Raw genomic sequence first — 17,684 nt, 5'->3', positions numbered from 1 at the left:
AGAGTCCGCTGCCTACAATTGTCAGACGCTGTGCACGCGCGAACGCGTCTTCGCCGACGAACGGGAGGGAGCCGATGGCCCGGCGTCTGCCATCCCAGCCGCCCAACCTCCCCGGTTTCTCGTACGTCCGGGTGCTCGGTTCGGGCGGTTTCGCCGACGTGTTCCTCTACGAGCAGAACATGCCCCGCCGCCAGGTCGCTGTCAAGGTCATGCTGGCCGAGGTCGTCACCAGTCAGGTGAAGCAGATGTTCCAGGCCGAGGCGAACCTGATGGCGCAGCTGAGCACGCATCCGTCGATCCTGACCGTGTACCAGGCGAGCGTCTCGTCGGACGGCCGGCCCTACCTCGTGATGGAGCTGTGCTCCGCCGCGATCGGTCAGCGCTACCGGGCGGAGCCGCTGTCGGTCCCGGAGGTGCTCAGCATCGGTGTGCGCATCGCCAGCGCGGTCGAGACCGCGCACCGGGCAGGCGTGCTGCACCGCGACATCAAGCCCTCCAACATCCTGAGCACCGCCTACGGCCACCCGGTGCTGAGCGACTTCGGCATCGCCGCCACGCTCAGCGAGGCGGATGTGACGGAGGCGATCGGCCTCTCCATCCCGTGGTCGGCGCCGGAGGTGCTGCTCGACGAGACGAGCGGCACCATCGCGAGCGAGGTGTGGTCGCTCGGGGCGACCATGTACTCGCTGCTGGCCGGCCGCTCGCCGTTCGAGGTGCCGGGCAAGGAGAACACCTCCGCCGAGCTGATCCAGCGCATCACCAAGGGGCGTCCGCTGCCGATCGGCCGTGCCGACGTGCCGCCGCGGCTCGAGCAGGTGCTGCTGAAGTCGATGTCGCGCAAGCCGTCGCAGCGGCAGCGCAGCGCACTGGAGTTCATCCGCGAGCTGCAGGCGGTGGAGGCCGAGCTCGGCCTGCCGCAGACGCCGATAGAGGTCGCGATGGACGACTGGGCGCTGGCGACCGCCGGCGACCCGGAGGACCGCACCCGCGTGAAGGGCGTCGTCGCCGTCGATCCGGGGGAGCGCCGCCGTCGCCGCCGCGCCGTCCCGGCCTCCGCGACCGTCACCCGGGCGCCGACCCGCACGGTCGTGCGCGAGACCGGGGGCAGCTCGCCGTCGAACCAGGCGGCGCCGGCGAAGACCTCGCGAGCGCTCGTCGTCTCGTTGATCGCGTGCGCCGCACTCGTCGTGGTGCTCGCCGTGACGGCGTCCATCGTCCTGGTACGGGCGGGCGCGAACTCCGACATCCCGACTGTCCGCGACCTGAGCGGCCGGGTCACCGGCGGCACGATCGAATTCAGCTGGACCGATCCCGGCCTGCAGGACGGCGACACCTACCAGGTGACCGTGGACGAGCAGCCGCCGGCCACCCAGCACGCGACCGAGTTCCGGGTGGATGCCAAGCCGGGGCAGACGGTGTGCGTGACGGTCACCGTCAACCGCGACGGCAAGCCGGGGACGCCGAGCGGCCAGAAGTGCGTCGAGAGGACGGACGGGACGTGAGCCGCCTGGCCACTCTCGGCGCCTGGCTCGCGGCCCACAAGTCGGTCGCGGCGACGGCCGTCAGCGGGACGGCGGTGGCCGCCCTGGTGACCACGCTGGCGGTGGTGTCGGGGGGATACAGCGCGCAGCACCTGCAGCTGAACGACGCCGCGGTGTGGGTGGCGAGCGACGCGAAGAAGTCGCTCGGCCGCGCCAACACCGAGATCGACCGGCTCAACTCGGTGGTGGCGGGGACCGGCGAGGCGCTGGATGTCGTCCAGGACGGCGAGGACGTCCTGCTCGTCGACCGCGAGGCGAACACCGTCGCGGTCGTCGACCCGGCGAAGGCGGAGGCGGGAAAGTCGGTCGCCCTGCCGCCGCGCGCTCCGCAGGTGTCGCTGGCCGGTGGCCACGTCGCCCTGCTGTCGCAGACCACCGGCCAGCTGTGGCTGACCACGGTCGGCCAGCTGGACCAGTTCAACTCGGGATCGGCCGCCACGATCGACCTCGGCGGCCGCGCGGTGTCGGCGATGGACCCGTCCGGCATCCTGTTCGCCTACCAGCCCGCGACCCGCACGGTTGTGCGCATCGACCTGGATGCGGCGGAGCCGTCGACCACGACGCAGAAGGTGGCGACGCGCGGGGAGGGCGCCGCGGTCTCCCTCACCTCGGTCGCGGGTCACTGGGCGCTGCTCGACCCCGACCAGCGGACAGTCTGGATCGACGGACGCGCGGTCGCGCTCTCCGCGCTGCTGCCCGAGGGATCGGATCCCGTGCTGCAGCAGCCGTCGGCGCACGGCGATGCGGTGTGGATCTCCTCGAACGCCGGACTCGTGCGCGTGCCGCTCGACGGCGGCCGGGCGACGAGGCCCGTGACGGCCGCAGGAACGGCCGCCGCGCCGGTGACGGTCGCGGGGTGCACGTACGCGGCCTGGTCCGACGGCGCCGCCTGGCGCTCCTGCGCGGCGAACGGGTCGGGGGAGCGGTCGACCCTGAAGGACGTCCCCTCCGGTGCCGCGCTCGCCTTCCGCGCGAACGGCGACCGTGTCGTGCTCAACGACGGTCGCTCCGGCGTCTCCTGGGCGGTGCAGAGCGGCAACGCCCGCATCGACAACTGGGACGAGCTGGTCTCCAAGAAGACGACGAAGGAGATGGTCGACCAGACCAAGCAGGACACGGCGCCGCAGTACGAGAAGCAGGAGCAGCCTCCCGTCGCCGTCGACGACGCGTTCGGGGCCCGGCCGGGGCGCGTGACGCCGCTGCCGGTGCTGCTCAACGACTACGACCCGAACGGCGACGTGCTCACGATCGACTCGTTCACGGCGATCCCGGCGTCGCAGGGCACCCTGGAGCTGACCAACTCCGACCAGCAGCTGCAGATCTCGCTGCCCGACACCGCGAGCGGCACGATCGCGTTCGACTACACCATCTCCGACGGCCGCGGCGGCACGGCGACCGCGCACGTCGTGGTGACCGTGCGCTCGCCCTCCGAGAACTTGCCGCCCGTGTGCGTGCGGAGCGCCAAGGCCGTCGTGCAGACCGGCGGCCGGGTCTCCTCCGAGGTGCTGGGCGACTGCTACGACCCGGACGGCGACTCCTTCTACCTGGCCGGGGCGTCGGTCCCCGCGCCCGACACCGTCACCTTCACCCCACAGGGCCAGGTCGCCTACTCCGACCACGGCGACGGCGCCGGAGTGAAGGACGTCGCGCTCACGCTCTCCGACGGCCGCGCCCAGTCGGCGGGCCTGCTCGCGGTGACCGTGCGGCCGCCCGGGCAGGTGCCGATCATCGCCGACCCGTTCGCGGTGGTCGCGTACCAGGGCCAGGAGGTGACCGTCTCGCCGCTCGACCATGTGCGCGGCGGCAACGGCACGGTGCGTCTGAGCACCGTCCCGTCGAAGGCGGACGCGACCATCACGCCCGACTACCAGGGCGGCACGTTCCGGTTCGAGTCCGACCAGGCCGGGACGCACAACATCGAGTACTCCGCCACCGACGGCGTCGTCACGGCGACCGGCGTCGTCCGCGTCGAGGTGAAGGCGCCGCCCGGGGCCAAGACCGCGCCCATCGCCGTGCCGCACACGGCGTTCATCCGGGAGCAGTCGGCGCAGGACGTGGACGTGCTCTCCACCGACATCGACCCCTCGGGCGGCGTGCTGCTCGTCACCGGCGTGACCGAGCCGGCCGCCGCGACCGGCGTACGGGTGCAGGTGCTGCAGCAGCGCACGCTGCGCGTCACGCTCGGCCGGCCGCTCGACGGACCGGTCGACTTCCACTACCGGCTCAGCAACGGCCTGGCGGACACGGTCGGCACGGTGACGGTGGTGCAGCTGCCGCCGCTGACCGTCCACCAGCCGCCGATCGCCGCTCCGGACACCGTCTCCGTGCGCGTGCACGACGTCGTCGACATCCCAGTGCTCGCCAACGACGTGCAGCCCGACGGCGACAAGCTGACCCTCGACCCGACGCTCGCGACCCCGCTCCCGAGCGGCGCGGGCCTGCTGTTCGCGAGCGGCGACCACCTGCGGTACCTCGCGCCCGGCAAGCCCGGCAACTACACCGCGGCCTACAAGGTCTACGGCGCCGACGGGCAGTGGGCGACCGCCGAGGTGACCATCGCGGTGCGCGAGCGCGACGCCGCCACCAACAACCCGCCGGTGCCGAAGACGGTGACCGCGCGTGTGCTGGCCGGCGACACGGTCCGCATCACGATCCCGCTGTCGGGCATCGACCCGGACGGCGACTCGGTGCAGTTCATCGGCCAGGAGACCAATCCGCAGAAGGGCGCGGTGATCGCCTCCGGACCCGACTGGATGGACTTCCAGGCCGGCGACTACGCGGCGGGCACCGACACCTTCACCTACGCGGTGGTCGACGCGCTCGGCGCACGCGCGACCGGCACGGTCCGCGTCGGCATCGCGGCGCGCGTCGAGGGCGCACGCAACCCGGTGGCGGTCGAGGACGATGTGACGACGCGTCCTGGCCGCACGCTCAGCGTCCAGGTGCTCGCCAACGACAGCGACCCGGACGGCAGCCCGCTGTCGGTGACGGCCGTCTCGTCGCTCGACGGCAAGGCGAAGGCGAAGGTGAGCGGACCGCTTGTCGTCGTGACCGCGCCGAAGACCGAGGGCTCCTACGGCTTCCTGTACACGATCCAGAACGAGCGCGGGGGCACGAGCCAGGCCTTCCTGCGATTGACCGTCGACGACAAGGCGCCGCCGGCGCGGCCGGTGGTCTCCGACACCACGCTCGGCCTGTCCGACATCCTCGGCAAGGACCACGTCGACGTGAACGTGCTCGCGAACGTCTTCTTCGCCGACGGCCCGGTCTCGACGCTGAAGCTCTCGCTCGTGCCGGGTTACAGCAGCGACGCGCAGGTCACCGCGTCGAAGCGCCTGCGGATCGCGATCGGCGCGAAGAGCCAGATCGTGCCCTTCAAGGTCGCCAATCCGGAGGACGAGTCGGTCGTGGCCTACGGGTTCGTGCACGTCCCCGGCTACGACGACGCGCTCCCGCAGCTGAAGCGCGGTGCGCCCAAGCTCACGGTGGTGAGCGAGAAGACGCTGACCATCCACCTGAACGACTACATCGTCGCCGTCGGCGGCCGCAAGGTGCGGCTCACCGACGCGGCCACCGTGCGCGCGACGCACGCCAACGGGGACGACCTGGTCGCCGGCTCCGACACGCTGCAGTTCACCTCGTCGCCGCGGTACTTCGGCCCCGCGTCGATCTCGTTCCAGGTGACCGACGGCTCCAGCGCGACCGATCCGAACGGCAACGTCGCCACGATCGTGCTGCCCATCGATGTCACGCCGCGCGAGAACCAGCCGCCGGTCTTCACCGGTGCGCTGATCGACTTCGAGCCGGGGCAGACCAAGACCATCGACCTGACCAAGGTGACGAAGTACCCGTACGCGAAGGACCAGGGCGAGCTCGTGTACTCGATCCAGGACCCGCGTCCGGCCGGCGTGAGCGCGTCCCTCGACGGGCAGAAGCTGACCGTGACCGTCGCGACCGGCACGCAGAAGGGCTCCACACCGTCGCTGTCCATCGGCGTGAAGGACGCCGTCAACGCCGGCCAGGCGGGGCGCATCGACATCTCGGTGGTGCCGTCGACCCGTCCGCTGGCGAGCCCGCAGCCGGACCGCGTCATCGCCCCGCGCGGACAGACGACGAGCGTCGACGTGCTCGCGAACGACGGCGCCACGAACCCGTTCCCCGACAAGCCGCTCCGGGTGATCGCCGTGCGCGGGCTGGGCAGCGGCCTGCCCGACGGCGTGAGCATCACGCCGAGCGCCGACAACTCCCGGCTGCAGATCTCGGTGTCCTCGACCGCGGCGGCGGCGGACGCCACGCTGCAGTACGAGGTGGCGGATGCGACAGGCGACCCCGACCGGTACACCTGGGGCACGGTCACGGTGTCGGTTCAGGACCGGCCGGCTCCCGTCTCCAACGTGCAGATCGGCACCATCGCCGACCGCAGCCTGACGGTGAGCTGGATCCCCGGAGCGTTCAACAACTCGCCGATCACCGGCTTCGAGGTGACGATGGCGAGCGCGGCGACCGGGCAGGTGCTCTCCACGACGCAGTGCGCCACCACGACCTGCGCGATCGCCACCCCCGGCAACGGGCCCTCGAACGCGGTGACCCTCACCGTCCGCGCCAGGAACGCGCTCGGTCTCTCCGACCCGACGGCGTACGTGGAGCCGGTGTGGTCCGACGTCATCCCGAACGCCCCGGCCGGGCTGTCGGCCGCCCCGCTCGACCACGGGCTCCGCGTCTCCTGGACCAAGCCGGCGAACGCGCCCGGGGCGAGCCCGATCACCTCGTACGTGGTGTCGGTGGGCGGCGTGACGAACGCGCTCCAGGTCTCGGGTTCCGACCCGGTCGGCACCGGCTACGCGCTCAACATCACCGACGCAGGGATCGCGAACGGTGCCAGCATCGGCTTCACGGTCTCCTCGCGCAACGAGTTCTACCAGGGCCGCACCACCTGGAACCAGAGCCAGGGCAGCGGCGTGCCCGCCGGCGCCCCGACGACGACGGGCATCGCCCCGGTGGCTAACCCGGACACGTCCAACGGCACCAGCGTGACCCTCAGCTGGTCGAACGTCTTCGGGGACAATGGCAAGGCGATCAGCGCCTACTACGCGGGCGTCTTCCAGGGCGGCGGGATGCCGGGATGCTCGGTCTCGGGCGTCGAGACCGGCAACCCGTCGGTGAGCGTCGACCCGCGGCTGAGCCAGGTGCAGGGCGGAAGCACGGTCTTCAACGGGCTGAACCCCAACCAGAGCTACAACTTCGTCGTCTACGCCTACAACGGCCAGGGCTGCACGGCGGCGGCCGTGGTCAGCGCGACGCCTCGCCAGTCGCCCGGGCAGATCGACCAGAGCAGCATCTCGGTCAGCAAGCTGCAGCAGGACGGCACCACCTGGGACTTCCCGGTCTCGCTGTCGTACCGCGCCGGCAGCGGGTCGAGCCCGCAGATCGACTACCAGCTGGTCGCCAAGAACGGCGGCGCGATCCTCGACTCCGGCACGCTGAACGGCACCTCAGGAGTCCTCACCGGATCGGGCGCGAACCACTACGGCGTCGACATGCTCGTCCAGTTCACGCGCATCTGCGAGGGCTACCCCGACGGCTCGCGGCTGTGCTCGTCGCAGTCGGCGAGCGCATCGCTCGGCGTCGCCGTGAACACGGCGATCGGCGGCGGCCGCTACGACCCGGCGAGCCACGTCTTCACCTGGACCAGCTGGCCGACCGGCGACTACACCGCCGTCACCTACTCGTGCGACGGGACGACGCAGCTGCCCATGCCCGCGGCCGGCGGCACCGCCTCCTGCACCGCACCGGCGAACGACCCCAACCCGACCCTGGTGATCCGGGTCGTGTCCGGCGGCGACACGTACCAACAGCCCTATCCGGGATCGAGCCTGCAGTGATCCGCGGACGCCATACTGAGGAGTGCCGCATCCCGCGGCAGGTTTCCCTTCCCGAGCGGCCGGCATGGCCGCGCCCTGTACCGAAAGAGGCCGGAGCATGACGATGACCCCCGAGCAGGCCGGCTGGTTCTCCGGAGTGTTCGAGCGCCTCGTCGGGAACATCGACCGGGTGCTCCTCGGCAAGACGCACGTGATCCGCCTCGCCCTGACCGCGCTGTTCAGCGAGGGCCACCTGCTGCTGGAGGACTACCCCGGCACCGGCAAGACCTCGCTCGCCCGGGCGATCGCGGAGAGCGTGCGCGGCACGACCAACCGCGTCCAGTTCACCCCCGACCTGCTGCCGGGCGACATCACGGGCGTCAACATCTACGACCAGCGCTCCGGCGCGTTCGAGTTCCACCGGGGACCGGTGTTCGCCAACATCGTGCTCGCCGACGAGATCAACCGCGCCAGCCCGAAGACGCAGTCCGCGCTGCTGGAGGTCATGGAGGAGCAGCAGGTCACCGTCGACGGCGTGCGGCACTCGGTCGGCGCGCCGTTCATGGTGATCGCGACGCAGAACCCGATCGAGCAGGCCGGCACCTACCGGCTCCCGGAGGCGCAGCTCGACCGCTTCCTGATGAAGGCGTCCATCGGCTACCCCGACCACGAGGCCACCCTCCGCATCCTGGAGGGCTCGGAGCGGAAGGCGCACGAGGTCGTCGTGCCCGAGGTGATCTCGGCGGCCACGGTCGTCGAGATGGCGACCATCGCCCGCGGCGTCCACGTCGACCCGACCATCAACGACTACGTCTCGCGTCTCGTGGAGGCCAGCCGCACGGCCGACGAGATCCGGCTCGGCGTCAGCGTGCGCGGCGCCCTCGCGCTGCTGCGCGCGGCGAAGACGCTGGCCGCCGCCTCCGGCCGCTACTACGTCACGCCCGACGACGTGAAGGCTCTGGCGGAGCCGGTGCTCGCGCACCGCCTGGTGCTCGACCCCGAGGCGGAGTTCGAGGGCGTCAGCGCGTCCAGCATCGTCGGCCAGCTGCTCATCGAGACCCCGCCGCCGAGCGATCGGGCCGCCGTGTGACCACCGTCACCCGTTCGCAGACCGAGCTCACCAACGCGCGCGCCCGCATCGTCGGCGAGCGCGAAGGGTTCCTCGCCGACGCGATCGTGTGGATCGTGCGCACCTCCGCGACCGCCGGGCGCGCGGTCGCGGTCGTCGCCCGGCGCGTGGGCGGGGTGGTGACGGCGCTCGGCTGGTCCGTGCTGCTGCTCGCCGTGCTCGCGCTCACCGCCGGCTACGTGTGGGGCTGGGTGGAGTCGGTCGTCGCCGGCTGGGCGGCGCTCGCGCTGCTCGTCGTGGCCTCCGGTTACCTGATCGGCCGGACCGCGTACGACGTGGGCCTGTCGCTCCCGGCCAACCGCGTGGTCGTCGGCGACCGCGCTCCCGGCGAGGTCGCCATCCGGAACCCGCTGCGCCGCAGGCTGCCCGGCGTGCGGGTCGAGGTGCCGGTCGGCGCCGGGCTCGCGGAGTTCGCCGCGCCGTCGCTTGGCGCGGGGGACGAGCACTCGGACGTGTTCGTGGTGCCCACCACCCGTCGCGGCATCGTGCCGATCGGACCGGTGCGCACCGTGCGCGCGGACCCGATCGGGCTGCTGAGGCGCGAAATGGTCTGGGCCGACTCGCTCGACCTGTTCGTGCACCCGCGCACCATCGCCATCCCGAGCATGAGCACCGGTTTCGTGCGGGATCTGGAGGGGTCGCCCACGCGCGACCTCACCTCGAGCGACATCGCCTTCCACGCGCTGCGGGAGTACGTGCCGGGGGACGAGCGCCGCTACATCCACTGGAAGTCGACCGCCAAGACCGGCAGCTACATGGTGCGGCAGTTCGAGGAGACGCGGCGCAGCCACCTCCTCGTCGCCCTCACGCTGTCGGAGGCCGACTACGCGACGGACGAGGAGTTCGAGCTCGCGGTGAGCGTGACCGGCTCGCTCGGCGTCCGTGCCATGCTCGACTCGCGCACCGTCTCGGTGGTGGCGAGCGCGGAGACCCCCGACTTCGCCAAGCGGATGGTGTTCAGCGCCCGGCGGCTCAGCACCGTCAACCGTGGCCGCCTGCTCGACGACCTGTCCGGCGTCGAGCTGACGGACGCCGCGCTGCGGCTCCCGGAGCTCGCACAGGTCGCCTCCGAGGACGCCGCGGGCATCTCCATCGCGTTCCTGGTCTGCGGGTCGACGCTGACCGCGTCGCAGCTGCGGGCGGCCGCCGCGCACTTCCCGCTGGGCGTGGACGTCGTCGCCATCGTCTGCGACGAGGGCGCCGTCCCGTCGCTGCGCCGGGTCGCCGACCTGAGCGTGCTCACCATCGGCTACCTGGAGGACCTCCAGCGCAGCCTCGCGAAACGGCTGGCCACCTGATGCCCGCGCGCCGCTCCGCCTCCGCCCTCGTCGACGTCGTCTTCGCCCTCGCGGCCGTCGCGCTCGGCGCGTGGTCGTTCTGGCCGGTCTACCAGTCCGCGGCGTTCGTGCTCATGCTGGTCGTCACGCTCCTGGCCGGCACGGCGATCGCGGGCGCGGGATGGGCGTTCCGGCTGCCCAGCATCGCGGTCGCCGGCCTGGTCGTCGTCGCCTACCTGGCCCTCGGGGTCCCGCTCGCGGTGCCGACCGAAGCGGCGGCGGGTGGTCTCCTCCCGACGTGGACGGGCTTCGTCGACCTGGTGCAGGGCACGTGGCTCAGCTGGAAGCAGCTCGTGACGATCAGCGTCCCGGTCGGCTCGTACCAGGCGCTGCTGGTGCCCGCGTTCCTGCTGGTGCTGCTGGCGACCGTGGTCACCGTCACGATCGCGCTGCGGTCGTCGCGGCCGGAGCTGGCGGCCATCCCGCCGGTGCTGCTGCTCGTGGCGGGCATCCTGCTCGGGTCGTCCGTAGCGCCGGTGCCGCTCGCCCTCCTGCTCGCCCTGTTCGCCGTGCTCATGGCGTGGCTGATCCGGTTCCGGCTGCAGCGGCGATCCGCGGCCGTGCGCACGCTGCGGGAGCAGAGCGGGCTGCTGGTCGAATCCCGCAGCGAGCGGCGTTCGACCGCGCTGCTGACCACCGCGGGCGCCGCGGTCATGCTGGTCACCGCCTCCGCTGCGGGCATCGCGGCCGCGGCGCTCCTCCCGCCCGCGACCGACCGCCAGGTCGTCCGCACGGCGGTGGAGCAGCCCTTCGACCCGCGGGCCTACCCGAGCCCGCTCAGCGGCTTCCGGTCGTACCTGCAGCCGGCGAGGGCGGACGAGCCGATGATCACGGTCGACGGGCTGCCCGCCGACCGCCGGATCCGGATCGCGACGCTCGACACCTACGACGGAGTCACGTACGCCGTCGGGAGCGGCGACGTGACCAGCGCTTCCGGCTCGTTCACGCGCGTCCCGTACCGCATCGACCAGAGCCGCGTCGACGGCAAGAGGGTCAGCATGAACGTCGTCGTCCGCGACTACCGCGGGCCGTGGCTTCCGGGCAGCGGCCAGCTGGAGCAGCTGGCGTTCACGGGGAAGGACGCCGGAAGCCTCTCCGGCTCGTTCTACTACAACGACGTCACCGGCACGGGCGCGGTCACCTCGCCGCTGCGCAGCGGGGACACGTACACGGCCGAGTCGGTCGTGAAGCCGCTGCTGAGCGCGTCGCAGCTGGAGAAGGTGCAGCCCGGGACGGACTCCGTGCCGCGCCCGTCGGTGATCCCCGACGAGCTGCAGTCCGTGCTGCAGAAGTACACCGCGGGCGTCTCCGGCGCCGGCGCCAAGCTCGCCGCGGCGCTGCGCGGGCTCGCGCAGGACGGCTACATCAGCCACGGCGTCGGACCGGACGAGCCGGCCAGCCGCTCCGGCCACGGCGCCGACCGGATCACGGAGCTGCTGACCGACGTCCCGATGCTGGGGGACCAGGAGCAGTACGCCGTCACCGCGGCGCTCATGGCGCGTCAGCTCGGCTTCCCGGCGCGCGTCGTCGTGGGCTTCGCCGCGCCGAAGGACGTGACAGGCTCCGCGGTGACGTTCGTCGGCTCCGACATCTCGGCGTGGATCGAGGTGCAGACCACCGACGGCTGGGTGACGGTCGACCCCACGCCGCCGCTGCGCCCCGTCCCGCCGAAGCAGCCCGACCAGCCGACGCAGATCTCCCGGCCGCAGACCAACGTGCAGCCGCCGGTGGACGACAACCCGCAGCGCAACGACGAGCCCCCGCAGGCGCAGGTGGACCCGTCGAACCAGCCGCAGCCGAATCCGGTGCTCGAGACGCTGCTCGCCATCCTGGTCGTCGTCGGGTGGTCGCTGCTCGTCCTGGCCCTGCTCGTCTCGCCGTTCCTCGCGGTGCTCGCCGCGAAGTGGCGTCGGCGCACGCTCCGGCGTTCCGCCTCCACCGCACGCGAGCGCATCGTCGGCGGCTGGCGCGAGTTCGCCGACGCCGCCGTCGACCACGGCTACGAGCCGCCGCCCGCCGCGACCCGGGTCGAGTTCGCCTCCACCATCGGCGGCTCCCGGGCGCACGCGCTCGCCAGCGTCGCCGACCGTGCCACCTTCAGCGGCCTGGCGCCGACCCCGGCGGAGGCCGACTCGGTCTGGAAGGCGGTCGACGACCTCCGCTCGCAGCTCGCGAAACGCGACACGCGGTGGAAGCGGCTGCTCGCGGCCGTCTCGCTGCGCTCCCTCGGCTACCGTGGAAGACGCAAGGGAACCAGGAGGGATCGATGATCTGTCGCGTCTGCGGTGCGGAACTCGCCGAGGGCACCCTGTTCTGCCCGATGTGCGGCAGCTCGGTCACCTCGTCGCGCCTGCGCCCGCCGGAGGTCGCGGACCAGCGGCCGTCCGACACCTCGATCATCTCCGAGCGGGTCGCGGAGCGTCCGCCCGCGCCCGCGGTCGCCGGCCGCTTCCCGGACGAGGTGCTGCTCGACGAGGACGGCCTGCCGCCGACGCAGGCCATGACGATCGTGCCCGTGGAGCAGGCGCCGCCGGCGCATCCGCCGGTGCAGCACCGCTACACGCTCAGCTTCTCGACCGGCGACGTGGTTGAGGTCTCCGGCTCCGGCCTGGTCGGCCGGCGTCCGATCACGCAGCCGGGGGAGCACGTCGACCAGCTCGTGGTCGTCTCCGATCCGACCCGCAGCGTCTCCAAGACGCACCTCGAGTTCGGCCTGGAGGGCGACGAGCTCTGGATCTGCGACCGCTACTCCGGCAACGGCACGATCGCGCACCCGCTCGGCGGCGTCCCGCGTCAGTGCGAGGCCGGCCGCCGCTACCGCGTCACCCGCGGCACGCGCGTCGAGATCGGCGACCAGTGGTTCGACGTCTCCTGACCTGACCCCGCTCTGAACCCCCTCCACGCGCCAACAGCTCCGGAGTTCTTCGACCCGACACGCCGTCGATCGGTCGAAGAACTCCGGAGCTGATTGCTTGGGGCGGGTCAGGCGAGGGCGGAGGCGATGGAGGTCGCCTCGAGATCGTGCGCGGAGGCGACGCCCTCGTTGGTGACGGCACCGGCGTGCACGTTGAGGCCGAGGGCCAGGCTCGCGTCGGCGCGCAGCGCCTCCTGCCAGCCGCGGTTCGCGATCGCCCGCGCGTAGGGGAGCGTCGCGTTCGTCAGCGCGTAGGTGGAGGTGTGGGGCACCGCGCCCGGCATGTTCGCCACGCAGTAGAACACCGACTGGTGCACCGTGAAGGTGGGGTCGGCGTGGGTGGTCGGGTGCGAGTCCTCGAAGCAGCCGCCCTGGTCCACCGCGATGTCGACGAGGACGCTGCCCGCCTTCATCCGCGACACCAGCTCGTTGGTGACCAGCTTCGGAGCCTTCGCGCCGGGCACGAGCACCGAGCCGATGACGAGGTCGGAGGCCACGACCGCCTTCTCGATCTCGAAGCTGTTCGAGGCGATCGTCTTGATGCGACCGGCGTACAGCGCGTCGAGCTCGCGCAGGCGCTGGATGTTGGTGTCGAGCACCGTGACCTCCGCGCCGAGGCCGACCGCCACCGAGATGGCGTTCGTGCCGGCGACACCGCCGCCGAGCACCGTGACGACCGCCGGGTGGGTGCCGGGGACGCCGGGGACGAGGAGGCCCGGACCGCCGTTGGGCTTCAGCATGGTGTTGGCGCCGACGATCGGCGCGAGCCGGCCGGCCACCTCGCTCATCGGCGCGAGCAGCGGCAGCGCACGGGTCGGCAGCTGCACCGTCTCGTAGGCGATCGCGGTGACGCCGCTGTCGATGAGCGCGCGCGTGAGCGCCTCGTCGGCGGCGAGGTGCAGGTAGGTGAAGAGCACGAGCCCCTCGCGGAAATAGCCGTACTCGCTCTCGATCGGCTCCTTCACCTTCAGGATCAGGTCGCCGGCCGCCCAGGTGGCCGCCGCGTCCGGGAGGATCGTGGCGCCCGCTCCGGCGTACAGCTCGTCGGGGATGGACGAGCCGACGCCCGCGCCCGACTCGACGTAGACCTCGTGCCCGGCGCCGACCAGGTCGTGCACGCCGGCCGGCGTGATCGCCACCCGGAACTCGTTGTTCTTGATCTCGCGGGGGATCGCGACCTTCATGGGGCTCCTTCGACACTCGACGTGGTGGTTCGGTCTCACCATAGCGGGCTTCACGGAGGATTTCGACTGAAATCTGCGCATCCGGATGCTGATTTCGCGGAGTCGGGTCGAATTTGCGGACGATTTCCGCAGCAGGCCCGGGTCATGGTCACCCTCCGCCGGATCCGGTCGGCGCCGAACGGCCCGTCTGCGGTTTCCCGGGCGTTTCGACCGATTCGGAACGGATTTCGTAAAGATTGTGTTTCCGAATGGACGATCCGGCCAGATTCTGATGCGGATCGCCACGGTTCTGTGTCAGGATCGGGTCCACCGCGACGGCACGAGGACGTGCCGCCGAAGCGCCGTCGCCCGTGGTCCGTGTTCGATCCCCCAAGGAGCACCACAGTGAAACCGAGCAACCTTCCGCAAGACCCGATGATCCGCCGGATCGTGCAGTCCTCCCGGGCGTCCCAGCTGACGCGCCGCGGCCTCCTCGCGGGAGCAGGCGCCGGTGCGGCTGCGCTGGCACTGGCCGCGTGTTCGACCGGCGGCGCCTCCGGCAAGCCGACCCCGGCGAAGGACGAGTCGGCCACGGACAAGTCGATGACCTGGGCCAACTGGCAGGCATACCTCGACCAGGACGACAACGGCAAGTACCCGACGCTCGAGGCGTTCCAGAAGCAGTCCGGCATCAAGGTCAAGTACGACGTCGCCGTCGACGACAACAACACGTACTACGCCAAGGTGAAGGACCAGCTGGCGCTCGGCAAGGACATCGGCGCCGACACGGTCTGCCTCACCGACTGGATGATCGCCCGCTGGATCCGGCTCGGCTACGTGCAGACCTTTGACGAGGCGAAGATACCCAACAAGAAGAACCTCGTCTCCAACCTGCAGGACGTCGACTTCGACCCGGGCCGCAAGAAGTCCCTGCCGTGGCAGAGCGGCTTCGCCGGCATCTGCTGGAACAAGGAGAAGCTGCCGAAGGGCCTCAAGTCGATCGACGACCTGTGGAGCTCCGACCTCAAGGGCAAGGTCGGCGTGCTCAGCGAGATGCGCGACACCATGGGCCTGATCATGCTGCAGCAGGGCGTCGACATCTCCAAGGACTTCAGCGACGACGACTTCAACAAGGCGATCGACACCCTGACTAAGCACGTCAGCGACGGCCAGATCCGCAACATCAAGGGCAATTCGTACCTCAACGACCTCAAGTCGGGCGACACGCTCGCCGCGATCTGCTGGTCGGGCGACATCACCCAGCTGAACGCGGAGGCCGGCGACAACTGGCAGTTCGCCATCCCGGAGGCCGGAGGCACCCTCTGGAGCGACAACTTCGTCATCCCGATCGGGTCGTCGCAGAAGGCGAACGCCGAGAAGCTGATCGACTACTACTACCAGCCCGAGGTCGCGGCCGAGGTGGCGGCGTGGGTCAACTACATCACCCCGGTGCAGGGCGCGAAGGAGGAGGCGGCGAAGATCGACCCGAAGCTCGCCGACAACCAGCTGATCTTCCCGGACGAGTCGACGCTGTCGAAGGTGAAGGTGTTCCGCACCCTGAAGCCCGCGGAGGAGCAGAAGTACCAGGCGGCGTTCCAGAAAGTGATCCTGGGGGCCTGATGGCCAAGGGAGCATTCGCCGAGTCCGGCGCCGACCTGCAGCTCGACGGCATCAAGAAGCGATTCCCCGGGTTCACCGCGATCGAGCACCTCGACCTGACCATCCCGGCCGGTTCGTTCTTCGCCCTGCTCGGCCCGAGCGGCTGCGGCAAGACGACGACCCTGCGCCTGGTGGCGGGGCTGGAGGAGCCGACCGAGGGCCGCATCCTGATCGGCGGTCAGGATGTCACGCGCACCAAGACGTACCAGCGTCCGGTGAACACCGTGTTCCAGAGCTATGCGCTCTTCCCGCACATGACCATCCTGGAGAACGTCGCCTTCGGGCTGCGCCGCCGCAAGATCGGCGACCCGGTCGGCAAGGCCCATGAGGCCCTCCGGCTGGTGGAGCTCGACCACCTGGCCGCGCGCCGGCCGGCGCAGCTGTCCGGCGGCCAGCAGCAGCGCGTCGCACTCGCCCGCGCCATCGTCAACCGGCCCGCCCTGCTGCTGCTCGACGAGCCGCTGGGCGCGCTCGACCTCAAGCTGCGCCGGCAGATGCAGCTGGAGCTGAAGTCCATCCAGACCGAGGTCGGCCTCACGTTCGTGCACGTCACGCACGACCAGGAGGAGGCCATGACCATGGCCGACACCGTCGCCGTGATGAACAAGGGCCGGATCGAGCAGATGGGCTCGCCCGAGGTGCTGTACGAGCTGCCGTCGACCGTGTTCGTCGCGAACTTCCTCGGCCAGTCCAACCTGTTCGCCGGTCCGGTGCAGGAGACCGGCTCGGAGACGCTCGGGGTGGACGTCGGCGGCAACCGCATCCAGGTGCCCCGGTCGCGCGCACAGCGCACCTCCGGGTACGTCACGGTCGGCGTGCGCCCGGAGAAGCTGACACTGCACGCGTCGCCCGAGACCATCCCGTCGGGGGCCAACTCCCTCGGGCCGGGGAGGGTGACCGACGTCTCGTTCAGCGGCGTGAGCACGCAGTACCTGGTCGATGTCCCCGGCGTCGGCACGATCGTCGTCTTCGCGCAGAACCTCGCCAGCGGCCCGGTCGCCCAGCTGGGCGGCGAGGTGTGGGTGGCGTGGGACGCGGCGCACACGTTCGTGCTCGCCGACGAGCCGCCCGCCGACGGCCGGTTCGTCGACGACGCCGACACGCAGGCGATCGCGGCGCAGGCGCGGGAGCGGATGCTGTCGGAGCTGGAGGAGGCGTAATGGCCCTCGCCGCGTTCACCGGGGCGCCGCCGACGCAGGACCAGGAGCCCGCGGTCCGCCGCAAGAGCGGCATCGCGCTCGTCCTCCTCCTGCCCGGGGTGCTCTACCTCGTCCTGTTCTTCCTCACGCCGCTGGTCTCGCTGATCATCACGTCGTTCCAGGCACCCGTCGTGGACGGCGACATCGGCCAGTACCAGACCGCATTCCAGTGGCAGAACTACACCGACTCGATCGCCGAGTACTGGCCGCAGATCCTGCGCTCGTTCGGGTACGCCCTGATCGCCACCGCCGCGGCGCTGCTGATCAGCTACCCGCTGGCGTACTTCATCGGCGTGAAGATGCGCGGCCGGCCGCTGGCGCAGAACCTGCTGATGACGCTCGTGATCGCGCCGTTCTTCATCAGCTTCCTGCTGCGGACGCTGGCGTGGAAGGCGATCCTCAGCGACGACGGCTGGGTGGCGAGCTCGCTGAAGGCGATCTCCGTCCTCCCGCCGGACGCCCACATCACCGGGACGCCGTTCTCGGTGATCTTCGGTCTCACGTACAACTTCATCCCGTTCATGTGCCTCCCGCTCTATTCGACGCTGGAGCGGCTGGACACGCGCCTGCTGGAGGCGGGACAGGACCTGTACGCGAGCCCGTGGACGACGTTCCGCAAGGTGACCGTGCCGCTGTCGATGCCGGGCATCGTCTCCGGGACGCTGCTCACCTTCATCCCGGCGGCCGGCGACTACATCAACGCCTCGCAGGACTTCCTGGGAGCGGCCGACACCTCGATGATGGGCAACGTCATCGAGAGCAACTTCCTCGTGCTGCAGAACTACCCGACGGCGGCGGCGATGTCGGTCATCCTGATGGCCGTCATCCTCGTGATCGTCGGTGTGTACGTGCGCCGGAGCGGGACGGAGGACCTGCTGTGA

General features: G+C 71.0%; 10 protein-coding genes. 9 read left to right on the top strand and 1 reads right to left on the bottom strand.

All coding sequences use genetic code 11. From position 1 onward, the window contains the following. Positions 1 to 74 precede the first annotated feature (74 nt). From P5G59_RS04050 to P5G59_RS04025, 6 genes are all read left to right on the top strand, one after another. Positions 75 to 1,502: a serine/threonine-protein kinase gene (locus tag P5G59_RS04050; RefSeq protein WP_301216240.1), complete on the top strand. Its 1,428-nt coding sequence runs from the start codon at positions 75 to 77 to the stop codon at positions 1,500 to 1,502. After that, positions 1,499 to 7,423, top strand: a complete 5,925-nt coding sequence (locus tag P5G59_RS04045; protein ID WP_301216238.1) for an Ig-like domain-containing protein — start codon at positions 1,499 to 1,501, stop codon at positions 7,421 to 7,423. The genes P5G59_RS04050 and P5G59_RS04045 overlap by 4 nt, the downstream gene beginning before the upstream one ends. A 97-nt stretch (positions 7,424 to 7,520) precedes the next feature. Beyond that, positions 7,521 to 8,492 (top strand): AAA family ATPase, encoded by a 972-nt coding sequence (locus P5G59_RS04040; protein WP_175337302.1) that lies wholly within the window; start codon positions 7,521 to 7,523, stop codon positions 8,490 to 8,492. Continuing rightward, a complete protein-coding gene (locus P5G59_RS04035) occupies positions 8,489 to 9,829 on the top strand; it encodes a DUF58 domain-containing protein (protein WP_301216235.1) in 1,341 nt (446 codons plus the stop codon). Before P5G59_RS04040 ends, P5G59_RS04035 begins: the two co-directional genes overlap by 4 nt. Then, positions 9,829 to 12,138 (top strand): transglutaminase TgpA family protein, encoded by a 2,310-nt coding sequence (locus P5G59_RS04030; protein ID WP_301216233.1) that lies wholly within the window; start codon positions 9,829 to 9,831, stop codon positions 12,136 to 12,138. The genes P5G59_RS04035 and P5G59_RS04030 overlap by 1 nt, the downstream gene beginning before the upstream one ends. Further along, entirely contained in the window at positions 12,135 to 12,743 is a 609-nt protein-coding gene (locus tag P5G59_RS04025; RefSeq protein WP_301216231.1) for a zinc-ribbon domain-containing protein, read from the top strand. Before P5G59_RS04030 ends, P5G59_RS04025 begins: the two co-directional genes overlap by 4 nt. Positions 12,744 to 12,850: 107 nt before the next feature. Here the strand turns inward: P5G59_RS04025 and ald are convergent, their stop codons facing one another. Next, positions 12,851 to 13,966, bottom strand: a complete 1,116-nt coding sequence (ald, locus tag P5G59_RS04020; protein WP_301216229.1) for an alanine dehydrogenase — start codon at positions 13,964 to 13,966, stop codon at positions 12,851 to 12,853. 384 nt (positions 13,967 to 14,350) lie between these two features. Between ald and P5G59_RS04015 the strand changes: the two genes are divergently transcribed. From P5G59_RS04015 to P5G59_RS04005, 3 genes are read left to right on the top strand one after another with little or no spacing between them, the layout of a single operon-like run. After that, on the top strand, positions 14,351 to 15,565 hold the full coding sequence (locus P5G59_RS04015) for an ABC transporter substrate-binding protein (protein WP_301216227.1): 1,215 nt from the start codon (positions 14,351 to 14,353) through the stop codon (positions 15,563 to 15,565). After that, positions 15,565 to 16,764: an ABC transporter ATP-binding protein gene (locus P5G59_RS04010; RefSeq protein ID WP_301216225.1), complete on the top strand. Its 1,200-nt coding sequence runs from the start codon at positions 15,565 to 15,567 to the stop codon at positions 16,762 to 16,764. Before P5G59_RS04015 ends, P5G59_RS04010 begins: the two co-directional genes overlap by 1 nt. Then, the gene (locus tag P5G59_RS04005; RefSeq protein ID WP_175337295.1) at positions 16,764 to 17,684 is read left to right on the top strand and encodes an ABC transporter permease; all 921 of its coding nucleotides are present in this window, start codon (positions 16,764 to 16,766) and stop codon (positions 17,682 to 17,684) included. Before P5G59_RS04010 ends, P5G59_RS04005 begins: the two co-directional genes overlap by 1 nt.

This window comes from Leifsonia virtsii (assembly GCF_030433675.1).
Classification (GTDB): Bacteria; Actinomycetota; Actinomycetes; order Actinomycetales; family Microbacteriaceae; genus Leifsonia; species Leifsonia virtsii.
The sequence above is the reverse complement of the archived record's forward strand: the minus strand, read 5'-3'. Positions and strand labels throughout refer to the sequence as shown.

What these genes read in the sequence shown, in the direction of transcription:
- P5G59_RS04050 (WP_301216240.1), top strand. Translation starts at nt 75, where the DNA reads ATGGCCCGGCGTCTGCCATCCCAGCCGCCCAACCTCCCCGGTTTCTCG.
- P5G59_RS04040 (WP_175337302.1), top strand. Translation starts at nt 7,521, where the DNA reads ATGACGATGACCCCCGAGCAGGCCGGCTGGTTCTCCGGAGTGTTCGAG.
- P5G59_RS04030 (WP_301216233.1), top strand. Translation starts at nt 9,829, where the DNA reads ATGCCCGCGCGCCGCTCCGCCTCCGCCCTCGTCGACGTCGTCTTCGCC.
- P5G59_RS04025 (WP_301216231.1), top strand. Translation starts at nt 12,135, where the DNA reads ATGATCTGTCGCGTCTGCGGTGCGGAACTCGCCGAGGGCACCCTGTTC.
- ald (WP_301216229.1), bottom strand. Translation starts at nt 13,966, where the DNA reads ATGAAGGTCGCGATCCCCCGCGAGATCAAGAACAACGAGTTCCGGGTG.
- P5G59_RS04010 (WP_301216225.1), top strand. Translation starts at nt 15,565, where the DNA reads ATGGCCAAGGGAGCATTCGCCGAGTCCGGCGCCGACCTGCAGCTCGAC.
- P5G59_RS04005 (WP_175337295.1), top strand. Translation starts at nt 16,764, where the DNA reads ATGGCCCTCGCCGCGTTCACCGGGGCGCCGCCGACGCAGGACCAGGAG.